At 36.5% G+C, this 12,086-nt stretch carries 10 protein-coding genes; 9 read left to right on the forward strand and 1 reads right to left on the reverse strand.

The features are described 5' to 3' along the window. The coding region (locus QNJ50_RS17335; protein ID WP_300637431.1) for a COX15/CtaA family protein at nucleotides 1-353 on the reverse strand (353 nt) is incomplete at its 3' end. 966 nt (nucleotides 354-1,319) lie between these two features. On the opposite strand from QNJ50_RS17335, the gene QNJ50_RS17340 reads away from it, so the two are divergent. The 9 genes from QNJ50_RS17340 to QNJ50_RS17380 all read left to right on the forward strand — a co-directional run bounded on the left by QNJ50_RS17340 (nucleotide 1,320) and on the right by QNJ50_RS17380 (nucleotide 11,972). Continuing rightward, nucleotides 1,320-1,478, forward strand: a complete 159-nt coding sequence (locus QNJ50_RS17340; protein ID WP_201026174.1) for a hypothetical protein — start codon at nucleotides 1,320-1,322, stop codon at nucleotides 1,476-1,478. Between the two features lie 613 nt (nucleotides 1,479-2,091). Further along, nucleotides 2,092-3,705 carry an NAD(P)H-quinone oxidoreductase subunit 4 gene (locus QNJ50_RS17345; protein WP_300637434.1) on the forward strand — a complete coding sequence of 538 codons (1,614 nt, stop codon included), beginning with the start codon at nucleotides 2,092-2,094 and terminating at the stop codon, nucleotides 3,703-3,705. Between the two features lie 1,877 nt (nucleotides 3,706-5,582). Further along, nucleotides 5,583-6,569 carry a cytochrome c oxidase subunit II gene (locus QNJ50_RS17350; protein WP_300637436.1) on the forward strand — a complete coding sequence of 329 codons (987 nt, stop codon included), beginning with the start codon at nucleotides 5,583-5,585 and terminating at the stop codon, nucleotides 6,567-6,569. A gap of 87 nt (nucleotides 6,570-6,656) precedes the next feature. Then, nucleotides 6,657-8,402, forward strand: a complete 1,746-nt coding sequence (gene ctaD / locus QNJ50_RS17355) for a cytochrome c oxidase subunit I (RefSeq protein ID WP_300637438.1) — start codon at nucleotides 6,657-6,659, stop codon at nucleotides 8,400-8,402. Nucleotides 8,403-8,764: 362 nt separating this feature from the next. Then, nucleotides 8,765-9,385, forward strand: coding sequence for a heme-copper oxidase subunit III (locus tag QNJ50_RS17360; RefSeq protein WP_300637440.1), 621 nt, complete (start codon nucleotides 8,765-8,767; stop codon nucleotides 9,383-9,385). Between the two features lie 944 nt (nucleotides 9,386-10,329). Continuing rightward, nucleotides 10,330-10,542 (forward strand): hypothetical protein, encoded by a 213-nt coding sequence (locus tag QNJ50_RS17365; protein WP_300637442.1) that lies wholly within the window; start codon nucleotides 10,330-10,332, stop codon nucleotides 10,540-10,542. Nucleotides 10,543-10,653: 111 nt separating this feature from the next. Next, nucleotides 10,654-10,887, forward strand: a complete 234-nt coding sequence (locus tag QNJ50_RS17370) for a hypothetical protein (protein ID WP_300637444.1) — start codon at nucleotides 10,654-10,656, stop codon at nucleotides 10,885-10,887. A gap of 81 nt (nucleotides 10,888-10,968) precedes the next feature. Then, the gene (locus tag QNJ50_RS17375) at nucleotides 10,969-11,187 is read left to right on the forward strand and encodes a hypothetical protein (protein ID WP_300637446.1); all 219 of its coding nucleotides are present in this window, start codon (nucleotides 10,969-10,971) and stop codon (nucleotides 11,185-11,187) included. 248 nt (nucleotides 11,188-11,435) lie between these two features. Then, the gene (locus tag QNJ50_RS17380) at nucleotides 11,436-11,972 is read left to right on the forward strand and encodes a hypothetical protein (RefSeq protein WP_300637448.1); all 537 of its coding nucleotides are present in this window, start codon (nucleotides 11,436-11,438) and stop codon (nucleotides 11,970-11,972) included. Nucleotides 11,973-12,086: the final 114 nt, after the last annotated feature.

Genomic DNA, 12,086 nt, shown 5'->3' on the forward strand with positions numbered 1-12,086 from the left:
AAGAAAAGGGCGAAGGTTGCTGCGAATGGTAACCAGCGAGGTAAGGAGCGACGATACCACCAAGATAAACCAGAAAGTGCGATCGCGCCAAAACCAATGAGTGCTGCATCCAAGCGATGAAACCATTCCAAGAAAACCTGAAGATTCATTTGCTTCGCAGGCACCAATTCACCATAGCACAAAGGCCAATCTGGACAAGCTAATCCAGCATTCATGACTCGGGTTGCACTACCTATAGCCATTAAAACTAAAGTCGCTATACATAATTTCCAGACCAGGCGACGAATCTTTTCCTTTGGTTCGTGCTGTTTTGTAGTTACTAGATTCTCTTGCTCTAGGACAAATTCGCTCATAAACAATACCTTTTGCCTGCAATATGTTAGCTATGAACGTGTTATTGATGGACATCTTAGCTGTGAAAATTTTAGCTACAGATATTCCAAATATTTATCAGTACTGATTTATTAGTACTGATTTACCTATACCCTAGCGTATAGACCAGGGTGAGATATTAAATCTCATCTAATACTTTGAAGCAACCTAGCTAGTTTTCCCGTGAAGCTTTAGGTATTTTTCAGGTTCTTGGGACTAAATGATAACAATTCGCAGTCCCTTTGGTTTTTGTTACAAAATTTATAACTTACAAGTTTACGACTTACAAGTTTAAGACTTACAAGTTTAAGACTTACAAATTTACGACTAATCTCAGCGCTCCTATTCTTTAACTATACGCTGTTGAAGATTTGAGTGGTGAAGTACTTGGATTTGAACTTGGATTTGAGTAGTGATGTACTTGCAAATGATGAAATCTTGATATTCACAAGTTTATTTTCCCATACATTTTAGTCTGACTCGAGAATATTCGACTTACAAAAACCAAAGTGGCCAAAATAATATTTACGAAAATAATATTCACGAAACTAAAATCTTACTATTAATTCTCTTGGCGGGATAAACTTTTTGGCAGGATAAACTTTACTTAATGTTAAGAAATGTATAAAAATAAAATACTATCGATAAGGTTTGTACAACATCTTTTCTTGGCTTGAATCTTGGCTTGAAAAGTGAAGCATAAGCTTCAAAATCAGATTTATCGCGATTCGTTTGAAGATACTATATAATTCTTCAATTTCCTATTCACCAATTATTATCAATAATATTTTTTATCCTTAAGCAAAATTACTCATAATTACCCTTAAAAATAAAAAATTTGAAAAAATTCGCGTTCTTGTCACCAGTTTGTCACTTCTTTTTGAATAAGCTTTATCAAAGCTTTGTGAATGAAATAACAAGCAATGAACAAAAATAAACAACTCGCAATGAACAACGTTGATTTAGTTGCACCTGGTGAACAAGCAGTGGTGTACGAAACAATAGTTGAGCTCGCAGGCGATATTTTTGTAATGCAAAGAAGTATGAATTTAGCTCGCCATGGTCAAATGTGCATCGACTATAAATATCAGCATGTAGATATCTAAATTTTCACTTCTGTTGTATCCGAGAATATATTTCAGCTTGTAGGTTTACAAAAATAAATAGAAATTGGCTGATTGTTTGATTTCTTGATGGAATAGATTTTTAAAACGTACTGTATAAACAATTCAGTCATTGCCGATCAACCTGATCCAGAATAATCTCAAATTTGGTAAAGTAAGAATCCAAATTCTCCCATAGGCCAGATTGGAAATTGTAACACTTCTACTTTTTGTGCAAATTAGTTTGTTTTTTTTAGTTAATTGTTAGTAGTCGGTTAGAAGCAATTTTTTGGAATTCAAAGTCCATATCCCAGATGTAACTTTGTTGCACTTCTCACAAAAAATATGGATATATCACATTTAGTAATTTTTTTTAGCCGACTACTAATAATCAAACAGACAAATTTTGACATGTTGTTTTAGACATTAAATTTTGAGTTGGAAACAAAAAATAATACTCACAAGTTGTCTTTATAACCTGTCAGAAATTGTTTGGTAAACTATCAGTTTTTCTCTCAAATAAGAGTATATATTCGCAATAATTAGCGGATGCGAGTGCAAGATACGAGTCTATCGAAAGGCGAAATTCCCGCGTAGTTTAAGAGTATCCAAAAGAATGATAACTCAATTTCCTTTGCTCACTGCAATCATTATTTTTCCGCTATTAGCAACATTTGCTATCCCATTAATTCCAGATAAAAATGGTAAAACAGTCCGTTGGTATGCTTTGGGAGTAGCAGTCGCAGATTTTGCATTAACTATTTATGGTTTCTGGCGTAATTACGACTTACAAAACTCGAGTTTACAGCTAGCAGAAAGTTATTCTTGGATACCCCAACTGGGTATGAATTGGTCGCTAGCAGTAGATGGTTTATCTATGCCACTAATATTGCTTACAGGTTTAATTAATACTGTGGCAATATTTGCAGCTTGGAGAGTAGAGAAGAAACCACGTCTGTTTTATGCATTGATGCTGGTGATGTACAGCGCCCAAATAGGTGTTTTCGCCGCTCAAGATATGTTGCTGTTCTTCCTAATGTGGGAAATCGAATTGGTACCTGTATACTTACTAATTTCGATTTGGGGTGGAGCAAAACGTCGTTATGCTGCAACTAAATTTATTCTCTACACCGCTGCTGCATCCATCTTCATTTTGGTCGGTGGATTTGCAATGGCTTTCCACGGAGATACATTCACATTTGACATGGCATCTTTGGGAATGAAGGAATATCCCAAAGCTTTTGAAATGCTTGCTTATGCAGGTTTCTTTATTGCCTTTGGTGTTAAGTTACCAGTTTTCCCATTCCATACCTGGTTACCCGATGCTCACGGTGAAGCTTCAACTCCAGGTTCGATGATTTTAGCAGGTGTGCTATTGAAGATGGGTGGTTATGCTCTCATCCGCATCAACATGGAAATGTTGCCCAATGCACATGTTTACTTCGCCCCAATGTTAGCTGTTTTAGGGGTTGTAAATATTATTTATGGTGCGTGCTGTGCTTTTGCTCAAACCAACCTCAAACGTCGCTTAGCATATTCATCCATCGCTCACATGGGATTTGTGTTAGTTGGAATTGCTTCCTACACAGAAATTGGTATGAGTGGTGCGGTATTACAAATGCTTTCCCACGGTTTGATCGCTGCAGCTTTATTCTTCCTAACTGGTGTCACCTACGAACGCACCCATACTTTGATGATGGACAAAATGGGTGGTATGGGCAAAGTAATGCCTAGAACCTTTGGTTTATTCACCGCCGGTGCGATGGCTTCTCTGGCTTTACCAGGAATGAGCGGTTTTGTGGGCGAGTTGATGGTTTTCCTCGGAATTACCAACAGCGATGTTTACAGTTCCAATTTCAAGGTGATTATTGTACTGTTATCTGCAGTAGGGGTAATTTTAACTCCAATTTATCTACTCTCCATGTTGCGTGAAGTTTTCTACGGCAAGCAAAACGAGGAATTAAAACTGGATACTTTTGTCCCTGATGTTAAACCCCGCGAGTTGTTTATTACTGCTTGCTTGTTAGTTCCAATTATTGGTGTTGGTTTATATCCCAAACTGATTACTCAAATGTACGATGTTAAAACTGTACAGGTTGCAACACATGCGCGTCAGTTTTTACCAGTAGTTGCGAGCAAAGAAGAATTTATCTTGCAGCAATCCCCCATTTTGACAATTCCAACATTAGCTGATTCTGAAATTTCAACCTTGGTTGGTGTTATCGAATAAATATCCTCAACAAAGAAAGCAAGTGCGGTCAAGTGAGAGATCGCACCTGCATTGATTCCGGTAACCCAGAATTGGTCTTTTAACCAAGAATTAATTTCTAAATCCAGAAGTGATTGTTAAATTGACTTTCAAATTAATTCCCGATACATCCCGTCTGCCAGAGAAACACTAAATTTTAATTACGTTCGCTTTTTCTCGCGGACTGACTTCGAACAAAATTGTTGAACACTTGAACCCTGTCTACACCCTATTTATTTAGACGGGGTTAGCTATTTTTTCTTAGAACAACATGTGATTGCAGAAATGAGCGGGTAATAATGCCATATTCAGAGGGCTAGTTTAGCATCAAAAACCTGTAGAGACGTAAAATTTTACGTCTCTACAAACCCTCGAAATTAATGTGTCAAATTACTGGGTGGACAAAATCATCCCTGACTTAAACAATAGGGAAAACATTATTGTAGTACTATAGGCTTGACTTGTGTGAGGCAGTAGTGAAAAAGGTAAGACACACCAGAGAATGAATAAATAATGATAGTAACTGCACATATACCGCCATATGAGGCAAGAATATTAAGGTAAACAGTGTTTTCAAGGTGAGCAATAACACATCATGATATATTGCTATGCAGTGTTAATGAGGTGAATAAATTATGACAAAAAATTAATTGAGTATGGAAGTTTGATTTGAGTGTTAAAGTTGGACTTGAGTATTAATTAGAATTGAGTATTAAATTCTAATTCTTAAACGATCGGCTTTAAAAGGTCAGCTTTTAGTCAAAAACTAGAATGCTGTATCTTATATCCATAAAATCCTATTTCTTTGTTGTCCAATAATTAATCTCAAGTTTGCTTTACTTTAAAGGGCACTTAGAATAGAGTAATCCCTAGAATAGAGTAATCCCAGCCTAGCAAAACATTATTTTCGAGTAGGAGGAAATATAGGAAATAATAGTTTCCTAACACAGTTTTAGTAATCATAACCAGATCTTATAGTTAATGTAATATTTGACTATAAAAATTACTTTAATAATTCTAAATTAAAGTACTGAAGAATTAAATCACTAGAGAATTAAATCCCTGAAGAAGTATTAACACATTGACAAGTATTGCAGAATATTAATCCGAACAGATTAATTGCAGAGGTTTAGGTAATAACCTCATGGTCATATCTGACCTGAGAGCTTCGACGATTATTCTAGTAAGTGAGAAATTAATCAAACAGTGATGCACACTACCAAGCTATAATGGAGGCTTGCAACATGCTTCCAAATTCATATCTTGTCCCATATCTTGATTAATTGGCTTGCCGATATTGTAGATAAGTATTTAGGTTTAGTATCGAAATTAATTTCCATGCATTTGCTTCAGTCTTAGGACTCTCACGAGTCATAAATGCAAAGTTGTTCTATGTTCGCAGTTTCTTAGTTGGTATTTTCTTGTTTTTTAGGTTCGTAATTTCCAGGTTCGTATTTGCACTGCATCAAAATATGTTTTCAATTTCAAAGCTTTTACCTCATGGTGTCCTCAAGACAGATTTTGAAGACCGAGGTTCCGATTGCAAATTATGGGCAGTTCAATTAACAAAATATTAGATCTTCAAACTCAAAAATATCATCTTTATGGTATTTAATTATTTGAACATTCCCAGCAGATGGTAAATGCTCCTTAATGGATACAAGAGACACACAAGAATTCTTTCCTGCTTCGGTCGAATTACCTATTTTTTCAGAATTGTACAGAATCATTAAATAAGAAAAACGACCGAAAAACTTAATAAAGATTTCAGACTCAATGTCTATATATCCGATAGGCTAGATTACCTTAGTAGATGGGTCGTTTTATCTGAGACAGTAAAGTCGTTAACCTTATCAACCGTGAAAATCCCAAATTCAATCTGGACATTACTTATAGGCATTGTTCTGACCTTAGTAAGTCTGTGGTACGGTCAAAACCACGGATTGCTACCTTCAGCAGCCTCTGACGAAGCCGATTTAGTGGATGGTCTGTTTAATTCCATGATGACAGTTTCCACAGGCATATTCTTAATTGTGGAAGGTGTTATAATTTACTGCGCTATTCGCTATCGTCGCCGTGCTGGCGATAATGAGGATGGTCCGCCAGTACATGGTAACGTACCCTTAGAGATACTTTGGACTGCTATTCCTGCTGTTATTGTACTTGGTATATCAGTTTACAGCTTTGATGTCTATCAGCAAATCGGAGGATTGGGTCCCATTAAAGAAAATAGCAACCCAGTGGCGGCAGAAACTAGAAGCGCGCCGGGAACTGCTGTTGCTGCCACTTTAAGCGATGGACAACCACTATTAGCATCCGATCCCCAGTCAGATGGAGATAATCCTGCAGATAGTGAGGTATTACCTACCAGTGTAAATGTAAACGACAACTCAGAAATAGTCGTTAACGTCACTGGCTTACAATATGCTTTTATCTTTACTTACCCAGATACTGGAGTTGTCTCAGGGGAGCTTCACGTTCCTGAAGGTCGCCAAGTAAAAGTAAATATGAATGCTAATGATGTAATTCATGCTTTCTGGGTACCTGAATTTCGCTTAAAACAAGATTTAATTCCTGGTCGCCAGACTGAATTAAGTTTTACCCCCAACAAATTAGGTAATTATCCTGTAGTTTGCGCTGAACTTTGCGGTCCCTACCATGGCGCAATGAGAACCCAAGTTATAGTTCACAGCCAGGAAGATTTTGATAGCTGGATGAAACAGCAACAAATTGCTAGCGCTCAACAAATGGAGCAAGCAGTTGCACTTGCTTCCTATACTGAACCAATGGGAATTTCATCCGCAGTAATCCCCAATGATATGCACGCTGCTCATCACCATTATTAGGAAGCCAGTTAGTCGTTGGTGGAAAGCCCTACGAAAAACATAGCCAACAAGCGAAAACCAATAACTGACTTAACTCAGAATTATTTTATGACCAAAGCACAGATTAAACCGGAAGTTCCATCAGTCCCAGTGACTGAACACCGCCAACGAAAATGGTGGGAATATTTTACTTTCAACACCGACCATAAGGTAATTGGTATTCAATACCTGGTTACCACCTTCATGTTTTACTGTTTGGGTGGTGTATTTGCTGATTTAGTCCGTACGGAGTTAAGAACTCCAGCACCAGATTTTGTAAGTCCAGAAACCTACAACGGTTTGTTTACCCTGCACGCCACAATTATGATTTTTTTGTGGATTGTACCAGCAGGTGCAGGATTTGCTAACTATCTAATTCCCCTAATGATTGGGGCAGAAGATATGGCATTTCCTCGTTTGAATGCTCTTGCTTTCTGGATTGTTCCTCCCGCAGGACTATTACTAATTAGTAGTTTGATTGTTGGTGATGCACCCGATGCAGGTTGGACATCTTACCCACCCCTGAGCTTGGTTACGGGTCAGGTCGGTGAAGCCATCTGGATTATAAGTGTCTTGCTCCTGGGTACATCGTCAATTTTGGGTGCCATTAACTTTTTAGTTACCACATTCAAAATGCGAACCCCTGGTATGGGTTTCAATCAAATGCCTTTGTTCTGCTGGGCGATGTTAGCTACTTCAGCTTTAGCATTGATTTCTACTCCAGTACTTGCTGGCGCTTTAATTCTGCTTTCCTTTGACTTGATTGCTGGAACAGCATTTTTCAATCCCACTGGTGGTGGTGATCCCGTAGTTTACCAACATATGTTTTGGTTCTACTCCCACCCAGCGGTTTACATTATGATTTTGCCCTTCTTTGGCATTATCTCCGAGGTAATTCCCGTCCACTCCCGTAAACCAATTTTTGGTTATCGAGCGATCGCTTATTCTTCTTTAGCAATTAGCTTTTTGGGTCTAATTGTTTGGGCGCACCATATGTTTACCAGTGGCGTTCCTGGTTGGTTGCGGATGTTCTTCATGATTACCACCATGATTATTGCCGTACCCACGGGGATCAAGATATTTAGTTGGCTGGCAACAATGTGGGGTGGAAAGATTCGTCTCAACAGTGCCATGCTATTTGCAATGGGCTTTTTAAGTACCTTTGTGATTGGTGGGATCAGTGGCGTAATGCTGGCTTCCGTACCATTTGACGTTCACGTCCACGATACATATTTCATTGTTGCCCACTTACACTACGTCCTCTTTGGTGGTGCAGTTTTCGGGATTTTCTCTGGTTACTATCATTGGTTCCCTAAAATTACTGGACGGATGATTAATGAATTTTGGGGTAGAGTTCACTTTGCTCTGACATTTGTGGGTATGAATATGACCTTCTTACCCATGCACAAATTGGGAATGATGGGTATGAATCGTCGTATTGCTCAATACGATCCCCAGTTTACCGACCTCAACCAAATTTGTACTTACGGTTCTTACTTACTGGCAGTTTCCACTCTTCCATTCATCATTAATGTAATTTGGAGTTGGATGTATGGACCAAAAGCTGGTAACAATCCATGGCAAGCACTGACCCTGGAATGGAACACAACTTCGCCACCAATTATTGAAAACTTCGAAACTACTCCAGTACTTATCTGTGGACCATACGAATATGGTATGGGATACAGTCTTGATGAAGCTGATGCAACTGCATCTAAGGAAAAAGAAGCAGTTTTAGCTAAAAGTAAAGGCTTCAAATCAAATTCAGGAAGTGAACCAGAAGGGAAAAATCCTACTCCCAGCAAGGGAAAATAAGCTAAATCTTATGCAAAAACCTCTGGTAATTTTTTAATTCCTGATAGCCTGATGATAGAAATTTAACATTTCCCAGGTTTGACCTGGGAAAACCCCCAATCAATTTTGTTACTTGACCGACTCAAGAAATTAAGCTTAATGAAAGGAAATAAATTAGTTTTGGATTCTTGAATAATTTTTGAATAATTCTTTGAAGAAGTCTTTGAAGAAGTCTTCGAATAACTTTGTAAAGAATTTTGATTGAATTATTTCTGAACAGATTAAGTTGTATTTCTGAAGATATGAGTCAGGATGGGGAATATTTAACTTTAAGTTTTGCTCGCAAAGCTCATCAGCAGTATTAGTACAAGTATCGAATATTTATGCAAACTCAAACAGTAGATCCGGCAAAGACTGAACTTAATCATCACCACGTGGCGAGTGCAGGACATCATGCCGAACATCCAGACCACCGCATAACTGGTTTATTTGTTTTCCTCATTGCTGAGGGAATGATTTTTATGGGTATGTTTGCAGCATATCTAATTTTCCGTTCTGAGTTACCGGTTTGGCCACCCCCTGGAACTCCAGAAAGAGAACTGCTGCTACCCGGAGTGAACACCGCGATTCTAATTGCTTCCAGTTTTGTTATCCATAATGCAGATACTGCGATTAAGAAAAATAACGTCACAGCGATGAGAATTTGGTTTGCCATTACTGCGTTGATGGGAATCGTTTTTCTCTGTGGACAGGCGTATGAGTATTACCATTTAGAATTTGGTTTAACCACAAACTTGTATGCTAGTGCATTTTATGTATTGACAGGTTTCCACGGTTTGCACGTTTTCATTGGTGTATGTGCAATTTTGGCTGTATTTTTACGTTCTCTCAAAGCAGGTCACTACAGCAGCGAATCTCATTTTGGTATTGAGGCGGCAGAGATTTACTGGCACTTTGTAGACGTAATTTGGATTATTCTTTTTGGTTTACTCTACATACTTTAGCTGTGGGTACTTTTAATCTCGGCTCAAAATCAATTTTTAATATAGTGATTTTTGTTAACCCCCATTGTGGGGTTTTTTATTTTTTGATGAGAACTAGCGATCAGTAGGGTAATGGGTAATGGGTAATAGGTAATGGGTAATGAGTAATAAGTGATGAGTTATGAGTAATAAGTAATAAGTTATGAGTTATGTTAGCGAAGCGGGGCGCGTAAGCGCACAGTTATGAGTTAAGTAAGTAGGCAAGAAAAAAGTAAACTATGTAAAGAAATATAAAATACTCGTATTTGGCTCGTAGTAGCGCTTTAGCGCTAAAGCGCTATTACAAACAAGTTATGATTTTTCTTACTAACCTACTTATGAGTTATGGGTAATGAGTAATGAATGTTAGCGCTTAACAAAAGGGTCATTTTGCAAGCAATTGGATAATTTTTTCCCAGAGTCGCTAGTCCCCAATCCCAACTTTTCCCGAGTAACTTTCAAAGCTAGCAGTTATGCGGTGTAGTTATTTTGCTCTGGGATAAGAATACCGAATATTTACTTGGAAGTTGGTTAATTTGGAAGTTGGTTAATTATTTATTTCTGAGCAGAATTGAAGTAAAAATACTTCAAATACAAGCACATTCAGAGAAAAAAAGTTGTTTAGCCGGATTAAATCTGTAATTTTTAATTTTTATATCTTGTTTTTTGATAATTACTTTTAAATACTCAAAAATATAGTTTAATTTTATTCTTAATGTGCATAAGTTAATTTAGCAGCACCTATTCTAATGTAGAGAGAAAAAGTAATTTTTGCCGCTATATTTTCAAAGATTTAATTACTTTGAAATGATATTTAATAGTAGGTAATTAATATTATATTGCCTATTGATTAAATATGAAAAAAATAAAATTTACTTTTTTTCAACTTTATAACACTTTATAACACTAATAAAGGATATTGAATCATGTCAGATAAAATTACCGAACACTATGAGACAGCTTGTGAATTTACCTTCCCTATCAAGTTAAATATACCTGTTACAGTTCATCCACAAGTATCTGTTATTCCAGCTAAGGCAGTTCAAGAGAAATTACCAATATATTTTGAACCAGATATTTTACTAGAACCAGAAGTAAAAAGTAAAAAACCAGTTTGTCAAGCCTTAGGTGGTTACTAAAATATTCACTTCATGAACTAATTTATCTGTAATCATGAACTAATTTATCTGTAATTAGTAGTAAAAATCAACTACATCAAACATCATAAAGGAATAAAAGTATAGTCAATTATGTCTGATAAAATTACCGACAGCTACGAAAAAGGTTGTGAATTTACTTTCCCTATTAAGTTAAACATCCCTGTTACAGTTCATCCACAAGTATCCGTTACTCCAGCAAATTCTACTCAACAAAAACTACCCATCTATTTAGAACCTGATATTTTGCTAGAACCGGAAGTTAGTAGTAAGAAACCAGTTTGTCATCCCTTAAATGGCTATGAGAAACAGCCATATCAAGCTTAGTATTATTTGCTAATCGTACCAAGCAAACAAATTTAAAATAAAACTCAACCAAATATCTAAACTATCAGAGGATAATTAATTATGTCTGAACATACCAAAGAATATTACGAAAAAACTTGCGAATTTACTGTTCCCATTAAGTTAAACATACCTGTGACAGTTTGTCCGCAAGTATATGTTGTTCCAGTGAATCCCGCTCACGAAAAATTACCTATTTTCTTGGAGCCTGATGTTTTACTAGAACCAGAAATTAAGAGTAAAAAACCAATTTGTAAGCCTGTTGATACTTGCAAGCATTAATCGCTATTCCTCTTCGCGGTTGCTGAAAATAGCAATAGAGAAAACAATAATAAATATTAAGTATAATCACCAAATGATGGTTAGATTATCAACTATTTATTGCTAGTTTTCGATAAGTAACTGTTATTCAAGGAAGTATTATAACCAGTGTTTATATTCATATATTGCTTCCTTGATAACCAACTTTATTATGGCTGACTAAATCTTCTCCAAGTCTCGCCTTATAGTAATAATAGTGACTTAAAGTTATGTCTACTTCTCCTACTTTAAAATCTAACTCAGGAACTAAAAAACTTTTGGTTCATTTGATGTTGAAGGTTCCAATTGAAATTGAGCTAGACTTGTCACAGAGTTTATCTACAGAATATCTTCAAATCTCTCCCGAAGAACTTAAGTCTCAAATAGATAATTGTGAAGAAATTACTATTGCTAAGGGATTAAATCGATCTAACCCACTTGAAGGTGTACTAATTGATTCAAGTCAGATAAAAGAAATAGTAAATAAAGCAATTGAGAATAATCAAGTTTTGCCTTCATTTCCGCTTTCAGAATCTGAGATTACAGAAAATCACTCCAAAAACAAATCACTTCATAATCAAGAAATAGAGCATTACTTAGAACAAGAAATTAATATTACTCGTAATTTGAACCCAAGATTTGATAAGCCATCTATTACAGGTTTGGTAGATTTATTCAACGATGGAATTGTTTTTACTATTAATGCTTTAGGAACTATACTATTTTTGGGCAAAATTGCTAACTATAGTTGGGAAAGTGAGACATAGGCGCTACGCGCAATTAAAAAGTCATTAGCATAGCGTCTCAATAATGATATTGGGTAATAAGCTATACTTCCCAAACATCCTCTTAGTCCTTCGGGGTTTTTACGGTTATTTGCA

It is taken from the genome of Mastigocoleus sp. MO_188.B34 (assembly GCF_030065675.1).
In the GTDB taxonomy this organism is placed as follows: Bacteria; Cyanobacteriota; Cyanobacteriia; order Cyanobacteriales; family Nostocaceae; genus Mastigocoleus.

Bases quoted from the DNA above. Each gene is read 5' to 3' on its own strand.
- QNJ50_RS17340 (WP_201026174.1), top strand. From the start codon at position 1,320: ATGAACAACGTTGATTTAGTTGCACCTGGTGAACAAGCAGTGGTGTAC.
- QNJ50_RS17345 (WP_300637434.1), top strand. From the start codon at position 2,092: ATGATAACTCAATTTCCTTTGCTCACTGCAATCATTATTTTTCCGCTA.
- ctaD (WP_300637438.1), top strand. From the start codon at position 6,657: ATGACCAAAGCACAGATTAAACCGGAAGTTCCATCAGTCCCAGTGACT.
- QNJ50_RS17360 (WP_300637440.1), top strand. From the start codon at position 8,765: ATGCAAACTCAAACAGTAGATCCGGCAAAGACTGAACTTAATCATCAC.
- QNJ50_RS17365 (WP_300637442.1), top strand. From the start codon at position 10,330: ATGTCAGATAAAATTACCGAACACTATGAGACAGCTTGTGAATTTACC.
- QNJ50_RS17370 (WP_300637444.1), top strand. From the start codon at position 10,654: ATGTCTGATAAAATTACCGACAGCTACGAAAAAGGTTGTGAATTTACT.
- QNJ50_RS17375 (WP_300637446.1), top strand. From the start codon at position 10,969: ATGTCTGAACATACCAAAGAATATTACGAAAAAACTTGCGAATTTACT.
- QNJ50_RS17380 (WP_300637448.1), top strand. From the start codon at position 11,436: ATGTCTACTTCTCCTACTTTAAAATCTAACTCAGGAACTAAAAAACTT.